Origin of the sequence: Klebsiella pneumoniae subsp. pneumoniae HS11286, from assembly GCF_000240185.1 — a bacterium.
Lineage (GTDB): Bacteria > Pseudomonadota > Gammaproteobacteria > Enterobacterales > Enterobacteriaceae > Klebsiella > Klebsiella pneumoniae.
Genome location: NC_016845.1, coordinates 2,237,440 through 2,257,021 on the forward strand (window position 1 = coordinate 2,237,440; position 19,582 = coordinate 2,257,021).

At 60.4% G+C, this 19,582-nt stretch carries 20 protein-coding genes; 8 read left to right on the plus strand and 12 right to left on the minus strand.

All coding sequences use genetic code 11. The features are described 5' to 3' along the window. Positions 1 to 67: 67 nt before the first annotated feature. Positions 68 to 1,225: a putative oxidoreductase gene (locus KPHS_21920; protein YP_005226492.1), complete on the minus strand. Its 1,158-nt coding sequence runs from the start codon at positions 1,223 to 1,225 to the stop codon at positions 68 to 70. Here KPHS_21920 and KPHS_21930 point away from each other — a divergent pair. Continuing rightward, positions 1,224 to 1,337 carry a hypothetical protein gene (locus KPHS_21930; RefSeq protein YP_005226493.1) on the plus strand — a complete coding sequence of 38 codons (114 nt, stop codon included), beginning with the start codon at positions 1,224 to 1,226 and terminating at the stop codon, positions 1,335 to 1,337. The two genes, KPHS_21920 and KPHS_21930, sit on opposite strands and share 2 nt — an antisense overlap. A 78-nt stretch (positions 1,338 to 1,415) precedes the next feature. On the opposite strand, the gene KPHS_21940 is transcribed toward KPHS_21930, so the two are convergent. Together KPHS_21940 and KPHS_21950 are read right to left on the minus strand one after the other, a co-directional pair. Next, positions 1,416 to 2,204, minus strand: coding sequence for an enoyl-ACP reductase (locus KPHS_21940; protein YP_005226494.1), 789 nt, complete (start codon positions 2,202 to 2,204; stop codon positions 1,416 to 1,418). A gap of 198 nt (positions 2,205 to 2,402) precedes the next feature. After that, the gene (locus KPHS_21950; protein YP_005226495.1) at positions 2,403 to 2,945 is read right to left on the minus strand and encodes a HutD family protein; all 543 of its coding nucleotides are present in this window, start codon (positions 2,943 to 2,945) and stop codon (positions 2,403 to 2,405) included. Between the two features lie 247 nt (positions 2,946 to 3,192). Between KPHS_21950 and KPHS_21960 the strand changes: the two genes are divergently transcribed. Then, positions 3,193 to 4,572: a putative allantoin permease gene (locus KPHS_21960; RefSeq protein ID YP_005226496.1), complete on the plus strand. Its 1,380-nt coding sequence runs from the start codon at positions 3,193 to 3,195 to the stop codon at positions 4,570 to 4,572. 44 nt (positions 4,573 to 4,616) lie between these two features. Here the strand turns inward: KPHS_21960 and KPHS_21970 are convergent, their stop codons facing one another. The 7 genes from KPHS_21970 to KPHS_22030 form a co-directional block, all read right to left on the minus strand. After that, on the minus strand, positions 4,617 to 5,426 hold the full coding sequence (locus KPHS_21970; RefSeq protein ID YP_005226497.1) for a peptide ABC transporter ATP-binding protein: 810 nt from the start codon (positions 5,424 to 5,426) through the stop codon (positions 4,617 to 4,619). 1 nt (position 5,427) lies between these two features. Then, complete coding sequence (locus KPHS_21980; protein YP_005226498.1) at positions 5,428 to 6,420, minus strand: peptide ABC transporter ATP-binding protein; 993 nt, start codon at positions 6,418 to 6,420, stop codon at positions 5,428 to 5,430. Beyond that, entirely contained in the window at positions 6,420 to 7,310 is an 891-nt protein-coding gene (locus KPHS_21990; protein ID YP_005226499.1) for a peptide transport permease, read from the minus strand. Before KPHS_21990 ends, KPHS_21980 begins: the two co-directional genes overlap by 1 nt. Beyond that, on the minus strand, positions 7,297 to 8,112 hold the full coding sequence (locus tag KPHS_22000; protein ID YP_005226500.1) for a peptide transport permease: 816 nt from the start codon (positions 8,110 to 8,112) through the stop codon (positions 7,297 to 7,299). The genes KPHS_21990 and KPHS_22000 overlap by 14 nt, the downstream gene beginning before the upstream one ends. 4 nt (positions 8,113 to 8,116) lie before the next feature. Further along, positions 8,117 to 8,263 carry a hypothetical protein gene (locus KPHS_22010; RefSeq protein ID YP_005226501.1) on the minus strand — a complete coding sequence of 49 codons (147 nt, stop codon included), beginning with the start codon at positions 8,261 to 8,263 and terminating at the stop codon, positions 8,117 to 8,119. 84 nt (positions 8,264 to 8,347) lie between these two features. Continuing rightward, positions 8,348 to 9,904 (minus strand): peptide transport periplasmic protein, encoded by a 1,557-nt coding sequence (locus KPHS_22020; RefSeq protein YP_005226502.1) that lies wholly within the window; start codon positions 9,902 to 9,904, stop codon positions 8,348 to 8,350. A gap of 333 nt (positions 9,905 to 10,237) precedes the next feature. Beyond that, positions 10,238 to 11,146: an SDR family oxidoreductase gene (locus KPHS_22030; RefSeq protein YP_005226503.1), complete on the minus strand. Its 909-nt coding sequence runs from the start codon at positions 11,144 to 11,146 to the stop codon at positions 10,238 to 10,240. Between the two features lie 107 nt (positions 11,147 to 11,253). Between KPHS_22030 and KPHS_22040 the strand changes: the two genes are divergently transcribed. Beyond that, on the plus strand, positions 11,254 to 12,084 hold the full coding sequence (locus tag KPHS_22040) for a helix-turn-helix domain-containing protein (protein ID YP_005226504.1): 831 nt from the start codon (positions 11,254 to 11,256) through the stop codon (positions 12,082 to 12,084). Here KPHS_22040 and KPHS_22050 read toward each other — a convergent pair. Further along, entirely contained in the window at positions 12,063 to 14,372 is a 2,310-nt protein-coding gene (locus tag KPHS_22050; RefSeq protein ID YP_005226505.1) for a putative helix-turn-helix AraC-type transcriptional regulator, read from the minus strand. The genes KPHS_22040 and KPHS_22050 overlap by 22 nt on opposite strands. Positions 14,373 to 14,543: 171 nt before the next feature. Here KPHS_22050 and KPHS_22060 point away from each other — a divergent pair, with 171 nt between their 5' ends. Together KPHS_22060 and KPHS_22070 are read left to right on the plus strand one after the other, a co-directional pair. Further along, positions 14,544 to 15,713, plus strand: coding sequence for a putative amino acid amidohydrolase (locus tag KPHS_22060; protein ID YP_005226506.1), 1,170 nt, complete (start codon positions 14,544 to 14,546; stop codon positions 15,711 to 15,713). 25 nt (positions 15,714 to 15,738) lie between these two features. Next, positions 15,739 to 17,130, plus strand: coding sequence for a major facilitator family transporter (locus tag KPHS_22070; protein ID YP_005226507.1), 1,392 nt, complete (start codon positions 15,739 to 15,741; stop codon positions 17,128 to 17,130). On the opposite strand, the gene KPHS_22080 is transcribed toward KPHS_22070, so the two are convergent. After that, complete coding sequence (locus KPHS_22080; protein ID YP_005226508.1) at positions 17,121 to 18,110, minus strand: phage shock protein operon transcriptional activator; 990 nt, start codon at positions 18,108 to 18,110, stop codon at positions 17,121 to 17,123. The two genes, KPHS_22070 and KPHS_22080, sit on opposite strands and share 10 nt — an antisense overlap. Positions 18,111 to 18,262: 152 nt before the next feature. On the opposite strand from KPHS_22080, the gene KPHS_22090 reads away from it, so the two are divergent. From KPHS_22090 to KPHS_22110, 3 genes are read left to right on the plus strand one after another with little or no spacing between them, the layout of a single operon-like run. Further along, on the plus strand, positions 18,263 to 18,931 hold the full coding sequence (locus tag KPHS_22090) for a phage shock protein PspA (RefSeq protein YP_005226509.1): 669 nt from the start codon (positions 18,263 to 18,265) through the stop codon (positions 18,929 to 18,931). A gap of 55 nt (positions 18,932 to 18,986) precedes the next feature. Continuing rightward, positions 18,987 to 19,211, plus strand: coding sequence for a phage shock protein B (locus tag KPHS_22100; protein YP_005226510.1), 225 nt, complete (start codon positions 18,987 to 18,989; stop codon positions 19,209 to 19,211). Continuing rightward, positions 19,211 to 19,570 carry a DNA-binding transcriptional activator PspC gene (locus KPHS_22110; RefSeq protein ID YP_005226511.1) on the plus strand — a complete coding sequence of 120 codons (360 nt, stop codon included), beginning with the start codon at positions 19,211 to 19,213 and terminating at the stop codon, positions 19,568 to 19,570. The genes KPHS_22100 and KPHS_22110 overlap by 1 nt, the downstream gene beginning before the upstream one ends. Positions 19,571 to 19,582 lie beyond the last annotated feature (12 nt).

The window sequence follows — 19,582 nt, forward strand, 5'->3', positions numbered from 1 at the left end:
GTGGCTAAAAGAGCGGCTGACATTTTTACGCGAATATGCCTGCCGCAGCAAGCGCTGTTTCAGCAATTTACGTCTGCTGACGCACATTGCCGAGGGCGATTTTCAGACGATTCATCCATCCGCACAGCCCGCTCCAGATCAACAGATCGATTGCTTGTTGCTCAGAGAGTCGATATTCCGCGAGGGGCGTTAACTGGGCGGCGCTAAACCGGTCAGGCGAGCGGGTTAACAGCTGCACCGCGGTCACGAGAGACCGGGCCTGAGGATGCTGCTGGAGCCAGTGATGGAGGGCCTGGTCGCCCTCCCGCAGATGGCTGGCGAACTCCTCTTCACCCTGCCAGTGGGGGAGCCAGGCGTCAAAACAGGTGGGGCTGCCATTGGTGCGCGCCGTGAGTAAGGCGACCTGCGGGCCAAAGGTATCATCCGTGCTGAGCTGGCGGATCAAGGTCTCCAGAGGCGCGAATAACTGTGGGTCGCAGGCCAGCAGCGGCGCCAGCTCGCCCAGACCGGGCAGCGACTGCCAGCCGGCGATGCGCCGCTGACGCTCATCATCGGCATACTGCAGGTCGGGATCCGCAATGTCTGCCTGCCATGCTCCCGGCGGCGGGGCGAACAGTTCCGCGGGTGCCTCCTCTTGCTGGGGCATACCGGGGATCCAGCGCACCGGAAAGCCCTGGGCCGCCTGCAGGACGGCAATCGCCCGCGCCTGGAAGCCGACGAATCCGATAATCTGGTTGAACAGAATAATGTCCCGACTGGTTAAGCCCACTTCGTCCAGCTGGCTACGGGAGAGAGCGTTAATAACCGAGGGCGAACCGGCAAGCTGACGAGCATATTGCGTGATTTGCGCCAGACGACGGTTGCTCTCGCGCGAGGAATCGGGGCCTGGCAGGGGAGCAAGGCGGGCGGCGTAGTGGTTACACAGCCGCTGGACGCCGTAGACCTGGGCGACGGTGAGCGCGGTGCTGAGTCGATCGTAAGCGGTAAAGGTCTGCAGGCGACTCACCGCCACCTGGTCGGGAAACAGCAGTTCGGCCAGCTGGCGTGCGGGGTGTAGCCAGTCAGCGTGGGCACGTAGCCAGGCGGCCGGCAGCGTCAGGTCCAGCAAAAAGCGGTCTTCAACATGGGCGGCTTCAGGGACGAGCGGCAGGACATCCACCGGGCAGATTGTTGACTGGGTTTCGTGATACCAGTGATTTTTGCCATTCACGCGGCGTGGCTCCATGGGCTTTCCTTGTTCGGTATGTGGCGAACCGCCGTTCCGCGGATCGTTTATGCAGAACTATCCTGGCGTAACCCGGAAGCAGGAGAAAATATTGATACGTGCTAACAAATAGCCGATTGGAATAACAGGTGGGGCGTAAGGCGTGGGGGAGGGAAGAACCCTCCTCACCGGGGCGAGGAGGGGAAGGAACTTATTTCAGTTCCAGCTCGTTCATGGCGGCGATATTGAACCCGCCGTCAACGTGAACGACTTCACCGGAGATCCCCGCAGACAGGTTGGAGCACAGGAAGGCTGCGCTGTTACCCACATCTTCAATGGTGACGGTGCGACGGATCGGGGTGACCGCTTCGCAGTGCGCCAGCATTTTACGGAAATCTTTAATACCGGACGCGGCCAGCGTACGGATAGGACCGGCAGAGATGGCATTGACGCGAACGCCTTCCGGACCCATGGCGTTAGCCATATAGCGGACGTTAGCTTCCAGAGAGGCTTTGGCCAGACCCATCACGTTATAGTTCGGGATCGCGCGCTCTGCGCCCAGGTAGGAGAGCGTCAGCAGAGCCGAACCCGGGTTCAGCATGCCGCGGCAGGCTTTGGCCATTGCCACGAAGCTGTAAGCGCTGATGTCGTGCGCGATTTTAAAGCCGTCGCGAGTGACAACGTCAACGTAGTCGCCGTCTAACTGGTCAGCCGGGGCAAAACCGATTGAGTGGACGAAACCATCGAATTTTGGCCAGACTTTTTCCAGCTCGGTGAACAGCGCGGTGATGCTCTCATCTTCAGCAACGTCGCACGGCAGCACAATGTCAGAACCCAGCGCGGCAGCAAACTCTTCTACGCGACCTTTCAGTTTCTCATTCTGATAGGTGAATGCCAGTTCCGCGCCTTCGCGGTGCATTGCCTGCGCGATGCCGTAGGCGATGGACAGTTTGCTGGCGACGCCAGTGATCAAAATGCGCTTACCGGAAAGAAAACCCATAGCTTTAATCCTTATCGTTATTGCTTATTTTTACTTTAACAATCATAACGTTAACATTGTTATTTCAAAATAACTCAAATTTAGCCGGGAATTATATCCCACTGACGACCCCTTGTGTCACGATATTTTTCAGCCGGTCCGCGCCGCGCGGGGCAAAAGTACATCGCGATAGCTGCAGTATATCATCTCTCCTGACGATTATTTGAGCGCGATCTCCGCCAGCAGCAGGCGTCCATTGCTGCCCACGGGACGCAGATTCCGCGGGGATCCACCGCGCCAGCAGAGGCCGCTGCCGGCCGCGCAGCGCCGCCCGGCCAGATCCCACTCGCCTTGTAGAACATAAGCGACCCCCTCGCTGGCAGGGCATTGCAGGTCGCTAACGACCTGAACTGTCGCCGACGCGCGCCCGCGCTGAGTCATGATATTGAAGTCCAGCCCTGGCGCAACGATCCCGACGCTGGACAGCGCCCATTCGCCGGGGAAAGCCCACGGCTGCCAGAGCGCCAGCGGTTGGTCGATATTCTCGCCACACAGCCGTAGCGGCTGCCCCGCCAGCAGAGTAATGACCCGGTCGACGCCAGGAAAGGGGGAGAAAGGGCCATCCGCCTGCAGGGTGGCAATACTCGCTCGCCAGAGAAAAGGGGCATCTGGAGCGGGTACGCAGATGATTTCGCGCGTCTCTCCGCCGCCGTTTTTCCACGGCGTGACGGGGAGCGTCGAAAGTTGAAAAGGGACCATCATGGGCAGCATACCTTAGTTAATCGCTTCCGGCGTCAACAATAAGCACCGCCTTGAGCTAGTTTAGTAACTTTCTGCAATACAAATATTTTACATATTCGTCACAAAATGAGAGTGCATGCAAGGCGGTGAGTTGTCAATGCTTGTATATACAAGAACGATTGAGTGAGGTGATATTAATAACTTGAGTGAGGAACCTATGTCTTCGTTTTCGTCTACAGACGGGCAGTCAAAGAGCAATTATGCTGGAATGAGTGAAAGGCGGTCGATTGATTACATCCCGGAAAGCGAACGGCATGGACACCCTTTTAGCCAGTTCACCCTTTGGTTTGGCGGCAATCTGCAAATTACGGCGATTGTCACTGGCGCTTTAGCCGTTGTGCTGGGCGGCGATGTAGTGTGGTCTCTGGTCGGGCTTCTGGTCGGTCAGATGCTGGGGGCGGCGGTGATGTCTCTGCATGCGCTGCAGGGACCGCGACTGGGACTTCCGCAAATGATCCTTAGCCGCGCCCAGTTTGGGGTTTTTGGCGCGGTGGTGCCGCTGGTGCTGGTTTGCGTCATGTATATCGGTTTTTCTGCCAGCGGCACCGTATTGGCCGGGCAGGCAATGGCCAAACTACTGAATATCAGCCACGTAGCCGGGATGCTGATATTCAGTGCGATTATTATCGTTATCGCCGTCCTCGGTTATAAGGTGATCCACAAGCTGGGCAAACTGGCGAGTATCGTCGGAATTCTCGCCTTCGTTTATATGTTCATCACGCTGCTACTTTCGGCCGATCTCAGTGCGCTCGCGCACAATAACCATTTTTCGCTGCCGACGTTTTTATTAGCCGTATCGCTCTCCTCATCGTGGCAGATCGCTTTTTGCCCCTATGTATCCGACTATTCGCGCTACCTGCCACGCGATGTTTCCGCCACGAAAACGTGGTGCTCAGTGTTTTTCGGCACCGTATTGGGCACCCAAACGTCGATGACGCTCGGGGTTCTGACAGCGGCCATTGCCGGCAGCGCGTTCCCTGGTCACGAGGTGAGCTATCTGGTGGGATTAGGTAAGAGTCAGGCGATGGCCATGGTTATCTATTTCGCCATCTGTTTTGGTAAAATTACCTTCACTACCCTCAATGCGTACGGCAGCTTTATGTCGCTGACCACCATTGTTTCCGCCTTCCGCCGGCAAACCGTGCTGTCGCAAAAGTGTCGCATTGCATTCGTGGTGCTGATGGTGACGGCTTCCTGCATTATCGCGTTGCTTAGCGAACCCGCTTTCTTAAAGCATTTCACGCATTTTCTTCTGTTTCTGCTGGCGTTCTTCGTGCCGTGGAGCGCCATCTGTCTGACGGATTATTATCTTATCTCGAAGGGCGCCATCGATATTCCGGCGCTAAGCGACCCGCAGCAACGCTACGGGTTCTGGAACCTGTACGCGATCACCCTGTATATCGTCGGTGTGCTTATCCAGTTGCCGTTCATTGAGAACCCGTTGTTCCATGGTTCGCTCACGTGGATCTTCGCCGGTAACGATGTCTCATGGATAATAGGCTGGTTTGGCACCGGGGTTCTTTACTACGCGCTGCGCCGCTTTGACCGCCGGTCGCTGCCGGCGCAGAGTCTTTTCCCTTCCACCTGAATGACAAGGGCGGCGTGAGGGCCGCCCCTGCCGTTGCCTGCCAGCTATTTCCCGTCTTTGCGCCAGGCGTCGGCGGTGAGGGCTTCACCGAAGTGGCCGGCGATCAGGCGCCGGGTCAGGTCGTGCAGCGGCGAGGCCAGCACATCGGCAGTGCTGCCGCGCTCGACCACTTCGCCGTTATGCATCACCAGCACCTGATCGCTGATGTGTTTCATCATTCCCAGGTGCTGAGTGACATAGATATAAGAGATGCCCTGTTTCTCCTGCAGCTCCAGCATCAGGTTGATAAGCTGGGAGCGCATCGACATATCCAGCGAGGCCAGCGCCTCATCGCAGACGATAACCTTCGGGCGCAGGATCAGCGCCCTGGCGAGGCCGAGACGCTGCTTCTGACCGGGCGCCAGCATATGGGGGTAGTAGCTGACGTGGTCCGGCAGCAGACCGACCATGCGCAGGGTGTCGATTATCTGCTTCTGCCGCGCCTCGGCGTCGAGATCGGTATTCAGTCGCAGCGGAAAATCGAGGATCTGCGAGATGCGCTGGCGCGGGTTTAGCGAGGTCGACGGATCCTGAAAGATCATGCGAATCTTCTGGCTGCGGTAGGAGTAATCCCCAAAAGTCAGCGGATGATCGTCAATCAGCAGTTCGCCGCTGGTGGGTTCCACCATGCCCGCCAGCATCTTCGCGAGGGTCGATTTCCCGGAGCCGTTCTCGCCGATAATCGCCAGCGTCTGCCGTTCGCGCAGGGTAAAACTCAGTGGCTTAACCGCCTCAACCGTCTGACGGTGAAACCAGCCGGTGCGGTAGCGAAAGGTCTTACTGAGTTGGCGAACTTCCAGCAATGTTTCGACCATTTCACTCTTTCTCCATGTTCAACGGGAAATGACAGGCGTACAGATGGTTGCGCGCCCCGGTAAGACGCGGCGTTTCGATACACTCGCGCTGGGCGTACGGGCAGCGCGGCCCCAGCCGACAGCCGATAGGCAACTGCTCCAGCAGCGGGATCGCTCCAGGCAGGGTGTTGAGGCGACTTTTATGCGGCATGGCGCTACCGAAATCCGGGATCGCGCGGATTAACGCCTGGGTGTAGGGGTGATGTGGGAGGGTGATCAGCTCTTCGCTGGGCCCACTCTCCACCGTCTGCCCGCAGTACATGACGTTGATTTTATCCGCCCATTTGCTGAGCATTTGCAGGTCATGGCTGATCAGCAAGATGGTGGTGTTGTTGTTCTGGTTGAGCCGCGTCAGCAGGCGAATAATCTGCGCCTGGGTGGTCGGCTCCATGGCGTTGGTCGGCTCGTCGGCAATCAGCAGACGCGGCTGGTTGGCCAGGGCGATGGCGATCATCACCTTCTGGCACTCGCCCTCGGTCAGCTGATAGGGGAAGCTGCGCATGGCATCTTTGTGATCTTTAATGCCGACGCGGTGCAACAGCTCGATGGCCCGGCGCTTGCGCCAGCCCAGCCGTTGCCACCAGCGGCCCTTGTAGGTCCAGCCGGGGATACTCTGAATCAGCTGCTGGCCGATGCGCTCAGAGGGATCGAGGCACGACTGGGGCTCCTGAAAAATCATCGACACGTTATGGCCGATCAGCTTCCGGCGCTCGCGGTTCGACAGTCGCAGCAGGTCGATGTCATCGAAGCGCATGCGGTCGGCCGTGACCCGCCAGTTGTCTTTGGTCACGCCGCAGATAGCTTTGGCAATAAGGCTTTTCCCGGAGCCGGATTCCCCCACCAGGCCGCGGATTTCGCCTTCGGTCAGCGTCAGGCTGACGCGATCGACGGCTTTTACCCAGCCTTCGCTGGTTTTAAATTCAATGGTTAAGTGACGAATATCGAGTAACGGCATTATTCTACCCCGGCAATGATCGCCCGGCGAATACCGTCGCCCAGCAGGTTGACCAGCAGTACGCTGAGCATAATCGCCGCCCCGGGGAGCATCACGGTCCACGGCGCCACATAGATAAGCTCCAGCGCATCGCCCAGCATGGCTCCCCATTCCGGCGAAGGCAGCTGGGCGCCGAGATCAAGAAAGCCCAGCGCGGCAATATCCAGAATGGCCATCGACAGGGCGCGAGTGATCTCGGTCACCAGGCCGGAGGCGATATTGGGCAGGATGGCGAACAGCAGAATATTCAGCGTCGAGGCGCCATCGAGGCGGGCGGCGATGATGTACTCTTTCTCCAGCTCATCGTGGACCATGCTGTAGACGGAGCGCACCATGCGCGGCAGCAGCGCCAGCCAGACGGCGAACATCGCATGGCTCAGATGCGGCCCGGCAAAGGCGACGACGATAATCGCCAGCAGCAGCGAGGGGATGGAGAGCAGGGTGTCGAGGATATGGTTCATCACCGCCGAGCGCAGGCCGTGGGTCGATCCGGCAATCACGCCCAGCACCAGACCAAACAGCGTGGCGCCGAGGGTGACGACAAAAGCGCCGCCGACGGTGGGCGCCGCGCCGCTCAGCAGTCGGCTCAGCACATCGCGGCCGAGGTCATCGGTTCCCAGAAAGAAGGAGACTTCGCCATAGCGCGACCACGACGGCGGCAACAGCTGGTAGCCGAGGAACTGCTGGTCGATGCCGTAGGGGGCGAACCAGCCGCCGAAGACGCAGAGCAGCAGCAGGCCCGCGCAGCCGTACAGACCGATCATCGCCGTGGTGTCGCCATAGAACTTACGCCATACGGTGCGCAGCGCGCCGGGCGGACGCTTTTCCAGATAAACGCTATCGTAGGGCATACCATTCCTTATGTTTCAGTGGGTTAGCCATGGCACCGAGAATATCGGAAATTACGTTGACAATAATCACCAGCGCGCCAATCACCATCACTCCGGCGGAGATCGCCGCGTAGTCCTGCTGGCGAATAGCGTTGATCAGCCAGCGGCCTAGTCCAGGCCAGCTGAACACCATCTCAGTGATCATCGCCAGGGTGAGCATGGTGGAAAACTGCAGGCCGAGACGCGGGATCACCGGCGGCAGGGCGTTGTGCAGGACATGGCGCAGTAGAATTTTGCGTCGCGACACGCCGCGGGTGGCGGCCGCTTTTACATAGTTAGTGTCATACACCTCGCTGGTGCTAATGCGCATCAGGCGGATCACTTCAGTGGTGGGGGCGACCGCCAGGGTCAATACCGGCAGCACCATATGCCGGGCGGCGCTGACGATCATCTCATGGCGCCACGGCGAGTCCGAAAGCCAGGCGTCGATCAGCGCGAAACCGGTGACGTTTTTCACCTCATACAGCAGATCGAAGCGACCAGAGACCGGAAGCCAGCCGAGGGTCAGGGAAAAGAAGAGGGTCAGGAGCAGCGCCAGCCAGAAGACCGGGATCGAGAAACCGACCAGCGCAACGGCGCTGATCAGGGTATCGGGCCATTTATTGCGCATTACGCCGGCGATCATCCCCACCGGAATGCCTATCAGCAGGGCAAAGCCGAAGGCGAGGATGCACAGCTCCATGGTCGCTGGGAACACCTCGCGCAACTGCTCAGAAATCAGCTGGCCGTTAATGCTGGAGACGCCGAAATCCCAGTGCAGCACCCCTTCAAACCAGAACAGCCACGCATTCCACAGGGAAGCGCCCTGCAGTGGGGCATGAGGGGTGAAATAGCTCAGGCTGAAACCGACAAAGGTCAGAAAAAAAGAGGGTGATCAGCAGCAGCAGCAGACGGCGCAGGGTAAAAATAATCATGGCTTCTTCACCTCTTCGGTATTTTCCCGCGATACGCCAGCGAACGAAGCGTTACCGAAAGGGCTGAGCACCAGGCCTTTCATATCATAGCGGTAGGCCTGCAGCCGCAGCGACGAGGCCAGCGGCAGGACCGGCAGTTCGCGGGCGAGGATGCGCTGCGCCTCTTTGTAAGCGTCCATCCGCGAGGAGAGCTGCTGCGAGAGCAGCGTCTTTTTGCAGCACGTCGTCAAACTCCCGGTTACACCAGTGGGCAAAGTTGGTTTGCGAGGCGATGGCCGCGCAGCTTAGCAGCGGTCGGAAGAAACTGTCCGGATCGTTACTGTCCGTCGCCCAGCCGGAGAGCGTCAGGTCGTGGCTCATGTCCATCAGGCGCGCCTCCTGGAAACGTCCCTCTACCGGCACAATAATCACCTTAACGCCAATCTGCGCCATATCCGCCTGGATAAGCTCCGCCGTTTTCAGCGGGCTGGGATTCCACGCCTGCGAGCTGGTGGGCACCCACAGCTTGAGGGTCAGGTTTTCCAGCCCCAGGGCTTTCAGGCGGGCGCGGGCCTCCTGCGGATTATATTCGGTAATTTTAGCGTCATTATCGTAGGCCCACGAGGCCCGCGGCAGCATGGACGCCGCCGTCTCCGCGGTGCCATAGTAGATGGACTGCATCAGGCGCTGGTTGTTAATCGCCAGCGCCAGCGCATGGCGCACCTCAGGGTTATCCAGCGGCGGCTTGGCGGTGTTGAAGGCCAGCCAGGCGATGTTCATTCCCGGGCGCAGCGTCAGGCGCAGGCGCGGGTCGTCACGCAGGATCGTCAACTGGCTGGCGGCCGGCCAGGCCAGCACGTCGCATTCTCCGGTTAGCAGTTTCGACAGGCGGCCGGTGCCGCCGGAGCCAAGGTCGACCACCACCTGGGGCATCAACGGTTTGCCGCGCCAGTAGCCGGGGTGGCGCTGCAGGCGAACATATTGTCCGGAGCGGTAATCGGATAGCTGGAACGGGCCGGTGCCAACCGGCTGGCGATCCAGTTGCTCCTGGCGGTCGTCCTGCGTTAAGCGGGCGGCATATTCGGCAGAGGTAATTGACGCATAGTGGGTGGCCAGATGCCAGAGGAACGAGGCGTCCGGCCGCTTGAGGCGAAACTCCACGGTCTGATTATCCAGCTTGCGGACGCTCTCCACGCTGTCAGCAAACTGCAGACTGTCGAAGTAGGGGAAGCTGCTGCCGTTGACGTTGTGCCACGGATGGTCGCGGTTAAAAATACGGCCAAAGGTAAAAATGACGTCATCGGCATTAAAGTCCCGCGTCGGGGTAAACCACGCCGTGCGTTGAAACGGGACGTGGCGGCGCAGGTGAAAGCGGTAGGTGGCGCCGTTATCGAGAACTTCCCAGCTCTCCGCCAGCTCGGGGACCAGCCGGTAGGTATAGGGATCGACGTCAAGCAGACGATCGTAGATCTGAGCGGCCAGCGTATCGACAATCAGGCCGCTGCTGACTTTCTGCGGATTAAAGGTATTAACCTGGCCGCTGACGCAATAGACGAAACCGCTATCGCGGATATCGGCGCGGTCGGGGAGCGCAGGGGCGGCAAAAGCTGGCCCACACAGCAGGGAAACGGCTGCCAGGAGAGATGACAATTTCAGGCGCATATTTTCTGTTTGATTATAGAGCTGAACTCTATCTTATTAAGATTAATAGACATTCACCACCGCCTTCAACAAGCCTGAGGGATAATGCGGTTACCGGGTGCGTATAGTATTCAGTCAATTGATTAAAATAGTCGCGGAACCGAGTCTGTATAGTGAAACATGGTAACTTTTTATCGCCGATATCGCCAGTCAGCTCTGTTTGGCCGCGGTTGACCAAACGGCGACGACGTGCGGACGCTAGAGAATAGATTCAGTATAGCGGGGAGAAAGCCGATGACCCGACGGGCGACTAGCCGTACCCGTCGGGTGTGATACAGGGGGAGCGTGTTTCGATTATTGTGACAGTGTCACTTTATGATAGTCCATATTCTGCAGGTCCTCCAGCAGCCCGGGGCCAACCGGCTGCCACTGCAAGCGCTCGCGGGTCCATGCCGAGCTGGCGCGCAGGTCAAGGGCGGTAAACGGCGCAAACCAGCCGAACCAGGCGTCGACCTGCGACTCATCCAGGTGGGTCAGCGGCAGGTTTAATCCGTGGGCAATTACCGCGGCAATATCGCGTAATGCGATCCCCTCTTCGGCCACCGCATGATAGCGCTCGCCGGCCGCGCCCTGAAGCAGCGCGCTGACATACAGACGTGCGACGTCATCGACATGGGCGGCTGACCAGCGGTTGCTTCCCTCGCCGCGCAGGGCTACCGCCCCGTTGGCGACCGCGCGTTCGATGTAGCAGGTCAGCAGTCCCTGACGCACGGTGTCATGCACCTGCGGTAAGCGGACCACCTTGACATCCACTCCCGCCTCCAGCAACTGCTGGCCGGCGAGCTCTGAGGCGGTGCGCGGGCTGGGGTGCGCTGAGTTGAAGAACGACTCCCGGGCCGGGGCGCCGCTCCCGTCGTCGCCCATCAGCGTGCCGGAGGTGATCACCAGCGGCCGCGTGCTGCCTCGCAGCGCCTGGCCCAGGGCCAGGATCGCCTGGCGGTCTTTCTCGCAGTTAGCGGCAAAGCGGCTGAAGTCGTGGTCGAAGGCGGTATGGATCACCGCGTCGGCGTTCCCGACGCCAGCCAGCAGCGACTCCGGGGCATCCAGCGTGCCGCGATGCACCTCGGCGCCGGCCGCCTTCAGGGCCTGTGCGGTGCTTTCGCTGCGCGCGAGGCCGATAACCTTATGGCCCGACGCCTGCAGCGCCGGAAGAATACGTGAGCCGATAAATCCGCTCGCGCCGGTAAGAAATATACGCATCATGGATCTCCTGAATGGGTTTCAGGCGTATCCTACCTGCGATGTCATACTATAAAAGTAGAGACATTATCGGGGTATAAATTCTAACAGGCAGAACCCACAGGCAGATGATGAACACTTCTGACAACCATGCTTTAGGCGATTTTCTCCGCGCCCGCCGCCAGCGTCTCGATCCGGCAACGTTTGGCTTCCCGGCGGGACGCCGGCGCACCCCGGGGCTGCGCCGCGAAGAGGTCGCGCAGCTCGCCAGCATCAGCCCGACCTGGTATACCTGGCTTGAACAGGGGCGCGGCGGGGCGCCTTCCCGCGAGGTGCTGGAGCGGATCGCCCGCGGTCTGCGGCTGACCACCCCGGAGCGCGAACATCTGTTTATTCTCGCCTTTGGCCATCCGCCGCAGACGCGTCTGACGGTGACGGATGATATGACGCCGCGGCTGCAGCGGGTGCTTGACGCTTTCACCATTCCGGCGATTATCCGCACCGCCAGCTGGGACGTCATCGCCTGGAATGCGCCGGCGGCCAGGGTGCTGACCGACTACAGCCAACTGCCGCTGGCGGAGCGCAACGTGCTGCGCCGCCTGTTTACCCGGCCGGAGGCCCGCTGCACTCTGGAGGACTGGCAGAGGGTGGGGCAGCTTATCGTCAACGCCTTCCGCGCCGACGTCACGCGGATGGGCGCCACGAAAGAAACTGACCAGTTGATCGCGGAGCTCAGCCAGCAGAGCGTCGAGTTCGCCCGTTTTTGGCAAAGCCATGACGTCGCCGGTCATGGAGAAGGCTATAAGCGCATTAACCACCCGCAGATGGGTCAGCTCGACCTGGAATTTACCTCCTTTGCCGTGGAGGGCCGTCCCGATCTTTCCCTGCTGGTCTTTAATCCGGCAACGACGGAAAGCCAGCGGAAAATTCACGGTTTACTTCAGGGGGCTGTGGGCGACTGAGGGGTAAACTCGTACAGCGCCAGCGCGTTGCTCTGCAGCGAGTCGATCCGCAGCCAATAGCCATTGAGCCTGGCTTCATCCACGCTGAGCGCCGGACGGGCCTGATGCATCAGCCACTGATAATCCTCGGCGTCAGGGCCGCTGCGGCTGCGAAAGGCGTCCACCAGCGGGAACAACGCGCCGTGGTGCTGATCGAACAGGTGCTGTTTGATGCGCCAGCTGCCATCCAGGCCCTGCAGCCGCACGCTGTAGGGCTGGCTGAAGCGCTGGATAAAGGCCGCTTCGCTGGAGAGCCAGGGATTGTAGACCACCGTATTGCGCAGCAGCAGCTGGTAGTGACCCTGGTGGTGGAGCAGCAGCAGGTTTTTATCGTGAACCAGGATCTCGCCGCGCAGCCGCCGCCAGAGCCAGAGTACCCAGTAAACCGGGCGCGGCAGGCCGTGCAGATAGTGCAGCGCCAGGCTGGAGGTATCGAGCTTGCCGTTGGCGCGAGCTTCGCCCTGGAGGCCTGAATTTAACCAGAAGCCCGCCAGCCAGACCTGGTCCGCCACCCCCAGCAGATTATCCATCAGCAGCGCGCCGCGAAAAAAGCGGCCGTTGGTATCCCGCGTATCGCCGGTCAGCGTATTCCAGGAGAGCAGCCACAGCGGCAGGTTGAGCTGACGCTGGCGCAGGGCGCTGTGGATCTGCCGCAGCTTGTGCAGCGGATAATGTTCGCTGGAGGCCAGGCGGCTGCTGTCTGCCTGGGCCAGATCCAGCTGTTCGTTGGCATCTGCCTGGCAGGCGAGAAAATCCGCCTCTGCCAGCAGCGGCGAGTGGAACAGCGGATCGTTCCCGGGATCGCTGGGAGCAAAGCGGTGCCAGATCCCCAGCTGCGGCTGCGGCAGCAGGCGATGAAGGACCCCGCGCTGCTGCCGCCAGGCGGCCTGGCGCGCAGCTTCGCTGGCCTGCGGCGACCAGTGCCAGACAAAGCGCCAGCTATTGAGCGTGGCTGGCGGAAAATGGTTGGCGGCGAGCTGCAGGAAGCGCTGCAGCAGGTCGCTGCGGGTGGTGACGCCGGTGTGCAGGATCACCTGCCAGCCCATCGCCGCCAGCCAGCTAAAAATCTGCTGCAGGTTGTACCAGCAGGCGTAGCCGGCCATCTGCGGATCGTCCCAGCCGGTGCCGAACAGCCGACTGCTGAGAAAGGGATCGTTGATATCGATGGCATACACCGGTAGGGCGTGGTGCAGCTGTTCGAGTTCCCGGCGCACATCTTCGCGCAGCAGATCGTCCAGTTCGCGCACGGTCACCACCATCCGGGTATGGCGCAGCGCTGCGGGGCGCGCTGGACGATCGCGCAGATTGATCTCCCGGGTCTGCGGTGGGTTGATCGGCAGGGGGGGACTTTCCCGGTCGCGTGGTTCCGGCTCATTGAGTCGCGCATACAGCCGGTCGGCCGCCACCGGCTGCCAGCGATCGGCCTGCGGCGGGCGCGGTCGGGCAAGCTCCAGAGGATGCTGTTCACGATACTGGCGCGGCGTCACGCCGTGCTGGCGCTTAAACAAATCGCTCATCATTCGCGTACTGGCGAATCCCTGTTCGCGGGCGATTTGCTGGACGGTTTTGCGGGTGGTTAATAGCTGGTCGGCGGCGTGGCGCAGGCGCAGCGCGGTGAGGTACTGGACAAAACTTACCCCGACCTCTTTGCGAAATAAGCGTGACAGCCAGGCCTCGGAGACAAATTCCGCGGCCGCCACCTCCTGCAACGAGAGGCGACGCTGATAGTTAGCGTCGATCCGCGCTACCACGCTGGCTATTCTCCGGCTCCATTTTTCGGTATCGCGCCGGGGCGTGGAGGCGATGGGCTGGCTAAAGCGCGTGGCCAGCAGCAGCGCTATCTCACTCAGCCAGCGGTTGGCCTCCAGTCGGTAATGGCCAGGATGATTGACCAGGCCGCTCACCAGCAGCTGGCGCATCAGGCGACGCAGGCCGTCATCGGCATCCCGGGTGCGCGGCGTTATCTGGTAATCGACGGCAAAAAAGGCATTATCGAGGCGGGCCAGCCAGCTGGCGGAGAGGGTGAGGATCATCACGGCGTTGGCCCCGGCGCTGCGCAGGCTCCAGCGACGGTTGCGGTTAACGATCGCCAGCCCGTCGGCGACGAGCGGTTGCGACGCACCTTCCGCCACCGCCAGATTTACGCTTCCCTCCAGCACCCACAGCAGCGTCAGCAGATCGCTTTCCGGCTGGGTCAGCTGACGCACATCGCGTACGGTGACGCTAAAGTCGCCTGCATGCTGCTCCACATGACTCTCCTCTGTAGACAAAAAACAACCGGTTGTTTTTTGTCATAACCGATATGTATGAAAAACACTCATTGATTTTTCGTCAATATAAAACAAAAAAGCGCGCCTGCAAGCTGAGCCACCCGCATAAACTCGAAAGTGTCGTGCAAACACAACACAGGAATAACAAAAATGACACATCCGTTGCTAGAAGCATTGCAGGTTAACGAGGCGCAATTTATCGCTCTGCGTCGTCGGTTCCACCAGCAGCCGGAGATCGGCTTTGAAGAGCACCAGACCAGCAGCGAGGTCGCCCGACTGCTTGGCGAGTGGGGATACGAGGTTCACCGCGGCCTGGCGGGCACCGGAGTGGTGGGCACGCTGCGCGTCGGCGAGGGGAAAAAACGCCTTGGCCTGCGGGCGGATATGGATGCCCTGCCGATGCAGGAGCGGAGCGGTAAGCCGTGGGCAAGCCAGGTTGAAGGGCGCTTTCACGGCTGCGGCCATGACGGGCACACCACCACGCTGCTCTACGCAGCTGAATATCTGGCGCGCACCCGGCAGTTTACCGGCACGCTGCAGCTGATTTTCCAGCCCGCGGAAGAGTTGCTGTACGGCGGGCGGGTAATGGTCGAGGACGGTCTGTTTGACCAGTTCCCCTGCGACGCCATCTTCGGCCTGCACAATATGCCGGGTCAGCCGTTGGGCAAGATCGGCCTGCGCGACGGGGCGATGATGGCCTCCTCCGATACGCTGCATATTGAAGTGAAGGGCGTTGGCGGCCACGGCGCGGTGCCGGAGCATACGGTGGATGCCACGCTGGTGGCCTGCCATATTACCCTCGCGCTACAGTCCATTGTCTCGCGCAATATCACCCCGTTTGAACCGGCGGTGGTGACCGTCGGCAGCATCCAGGCCGGTCATGCGCCCAATATCATTAACGATCACGTGCTGATGAAGCTCACGGTGCGCACCCTCAATGAGCAGGTGCGCGAGACCGTGCTGCAGCGGATCCATGATATCGCCGTGGCCCAGGCGGAGAGCTTCAATGCCACCGCCACGCTGACCCACGTCAACGGCAGCCCGGTGTTGCGTAACGATCCGGCGACGAACGCCATGGTGCGGGAGGTGGCGACAGCGCTGTTTGGCGCAGAGCAGGTGGGCGAGGTGAAGCCGTTTATGGGCAGTGAAGATTTTGCCTTCATGCTGGAGCAGCACCCGCATGGCAGCTATTTCACCATCGGCGCTGGCGATGAGCCGGATCGCTGCATGGTGCATAACCCGGGGTATGACTTCAACGACGCGCTGTTGCTGACCGGCGCGGCGCTGTGGTGCGGCCTGACGGAACGCTATCTGCGCTAATCACGAGAAACGGGAGGGCCATGCGATGAGCACTGTCACAATAAGCGACACCCCGTTTGTCGGCAACGATCGCCTGCTGGTGGGGATTGTGTTAAGCGTTTTAACCTTCTGGCTGTTCGCCCAGTCGGTGATTAACGTGGTGCCGGCGATGATAAGCAGTCTTGATATCTCTCTTGAGACCTTAACCCTGGCCGTCAGTCTCAGCGCGCTGTTCAGCGGCTGCTTCGTGGTCGCCAGCGGCGGTCTGGCGGACAAGTTTGGCCGGATGCGGATGACCACCATTGGGCTGGGGCTGAGTATCGTCGGCAGCGCCATGCTGGTGGTCGCTCAGGGACCGGGGCTGTTCCTCGCCGGCCGGGTGCTGCAGGGGCTGTCAGCGGCCTGCATTATGCCGGCGACGCTGGCGCTGATTAAGACCTGGTATGAGGGGCGTGCGCGGCAGCGGGCGGTCAGCTTCTGGGTCATCGGCTCGTGGGGCGGCAGCGGTCTCTGTTCCTTCGTTGGCGGGGCTATCGCCACCGGACTGGGCTGGCGCTGGATCTTCGTCTTCTCGATCGCCGTTGCCCTGCTGGCGCTGTTTTTGCTGCGCGGCACGCCGGAGAGCCGCAGCGCCAGCGCCAGCCAGCATAAGCTGGACGTCGGCGGTCTGCTGAGCCTGATTGTTGCGCTGGTGCTGGTGAATCTGTTTATCAGCAAGGGCCACGGCTGGGGCTGGAGCAGCCCGCTGTCGTTGACCATGCTGGCCGGGGCGCTGGCGGCGGGGACGATATTTATCCGCAACGGCATGCGCAAAGGCGAGGCGGCGTTGATTGATTTTGCGCTGTTCCGCAATCGGGCCTACGGTGCGGCAGTGCTGTCGAACTTTCTGCTCAATGGGGCGATTGGCACCATGATGATCGCCAGCATCTGGCTGCAGCAAGGGCACCACCTGACGCCGCTGGAGAGCGGGATGATGACCCTCGGCTATCTGGTGACCGTCCTGGCGATGATCCGGGTCGGCGAGAAGCTGCTGCAGCGCTATGGCGCCCGGCTGCCGATGATGGCCGGTCCGGTGTTGACCGCTATCGCCATCGCGCTGATATCCTGCACCTTTCTCGAAAAGGCGCTGTATATCGGGGTGGTGTTCGCCAGCAACGTGCTGTTTGGCCTCGGACTGGGCTGCTACGCCACGCCATCGACGGATACCGCGGTGGCCAATGCCCCGGAGAACAAAATCGGCGTCGCCTCGGGGATCTATAAGATGGGCAGCTCGCTGGGCGGGGCGATGGGTATCGCCGTGACAGCGTCACTTTTCGCGCTGTTTTTACCGCTGGGCATGGCCCATGCCGCCCAGTATGCCCTGTGGTTTAACGCCGTCTTATGTCTGGGGGCGATGGCGGTGAGCGCGCTGCTGCTGCCGCGCGCCTCTCACAGCTGATGCTTTTTCAGCAGCGCGCGGAGCTGGTGATAGGTTAATCCCAGCAGCTCCGCCGCCTGCTTCTGATGATACTTCGCCTGCTCCAGACTCCGCTGCAGCAGGCGTTTTTCCTGCTGGAGCTGGAAATCGCGCAGATCCAGCGGTAGCGCGGGCAGCTCATCGCCGGGCGCGGCTTCCGGCGGAGAGCCGGGGGACTGACGAAAAGGATTAATAATAATCGCGTCCAGCTCATGTTCGCTGTCGCCGTGGCGATACACCGAGCGCTCAACCACGTTCTTCAGTTCGCGAATATTCCCCGGCCAGCGGTAGCCGAGCAGCGTCGCGGTCGCTCGTTCGCTAAAGCCGGGAAACAGCGGCAGACCGAGTTCGCGGCACATCTGGATGGCAAACTGGTTGGCGAGCAACATGATGTCGCTCTGCCGGTCGCGCAGCGGGGGGAGCTGTACCACGTCGAAGGCCAGGCGGTCGAGCAGGTCGGCGCGAAAATGACCTTCCTCGACCATCTGCGGCAGGTCAGCGTTGGTGGCGCACACCAGCCGGACGTTAACCTGCAGCGGCTGGCTGCCGCCCACGCGCTCCAGCTCGCCATATTCAATCACTCTTAACAGCTTCTCCTGCACCAGCATTGGGGCTGTCGCCAGCTCATCGAGAAACAGCGTCCCGCCGTCGGCGCGCTCGAAGCGCCCGGGATGGCGCTTGCTGGCCCCGGTGAAAGCCCCGGCTTCGTGGCCGAACAGCTCCGAGTCGAGCAGATTATCGTTCAGCGCCGCGCAGTTCAACGAGATAAACGGCCCCTGCCAGCGGCTGGAGAGGTAGTGGAGACGGTTAGCGATAAGCTCTTTCCCGGTGCCGCGCTCGCCGATGACCAGCACCGGTTTATCCAGCGGGGCCAGCCGGGAAACCTGTTCCAGCACCTCGAGAAAGCTGTTGGCCTCGCCCAGCAGATTATCCTTGTACTGCGCCATGATGAATTTCGCCATTAAGTAGTGTAATTAACCAGGTGACTGTAGCAATGCCCAGCACGTTTCGCAACCACCCTGTTTAAAATCAATAAGATAAAAAGTTGGCACGCCATTTGTATTAGCTAAGCCACAGGTGAATGCCTGAAACCAGAACTATGAGGATTGAAATTATGGGTATTTTTTCTCGTTTTGCCGACATCGTGAACGCCAACATCAACTCCCTGCTGGAGAAAGCGGAGGACCCGCAAAAGCTGGTGCGTCTGATGATCCAGGAGATGGAAGACACGCTGGTTGAGGTGCGTTCGACATCGGCCCGCGCGCTGGCGGAAAAGAAACAGCTGTCCCGTCGTATTGAGCAGGCGGTCGCCCAGCAGGCGGAATGGCAGGAAAAAGCCGAGCTGGCCCTGCGCAAAGAGAAAGAAGATCTGGCCCGGGCGGCGCTGATCGAAAAACAAAAGCTGACCGACCTTATCGCTCAGCTGGATCATGAAGTGCAGCTGGTGGATGAAACCCTGGCGCGGATGAAAAAAGAGATTGGCGAGCTGGAGAACAAACTCAGCGAAACCCGCGCCCGTCAGCAGGCGCTGGCGCTGCGCCATCAGGCGGCGAGTTCGTCCCGCGATGTGCGTCGCCAGCTGGACAGCGGTAAACTGGATGAGGCGATGGCGCGCTTTGAATCCTTTGAGCGTCGCATCGATCAGATGGAAGCGGAAGCGGAGAGCCACCGCTTTGGCAAGCAGCAGACGCTGGATCAGCAGTTTGCCGAACTGAAAGCGGACGATGAAATCAGCGAGCAGCTGGCGGCGTTGAAAGCCAAAATGAATCAGTCCAACCAGTAAGTATGATTGCGCGGCGCGGCGTTGCGCCGCGGCTCACCCCCTGTAAGGAGTACACATGAGCATGCTTTTTCTCGCCATTCCGCTGACGCTGTTTGTGCTGTTTGTTCTGCCGGTCTGGCTGTGGCTGCACTACAACAATCGCGGCGCCAACGGCAGTCTGACGCAAAATGAGCAGCAACGGCTGCTGCAGTTGACCGATGACGCGAAGCGGATGCGCGAACGCATTCAGGCGCTGGAAGCGATCCTGGATGCCGAACATCCGAACTGGAGGGACAAATAATGGCCGGACTGGATCTGAATAAAAAACTGTGGCGTATCCCGCAGCGCGGGATGGTGAAGGGCGTCTGCGCGGGTATTGCTCAGCATCTTGATGTCCCGGTGAAGCTGGTGCGCCTGATTACCGTGCTGGCGATGATTTTCGGCCTCTTTTTCTTTGTCCTGGTGGCCTACATCATTTTGACTTTTGCTCTGGATCCGATACCGGACAGCGAGCTTTACGGTCATAAAGCGCCGAGCAATGGCGATCTGCTGGCCGCCGTGGATGCCGAACTGGCCTCCGGTGAACAGCGTCTGCGTGAAATGGAGCGGTATGTGACCTCCGACACCTTTACGCTGCGCAGCCGCTTTCGCCAGCTGTAAACCCTGTTTCTA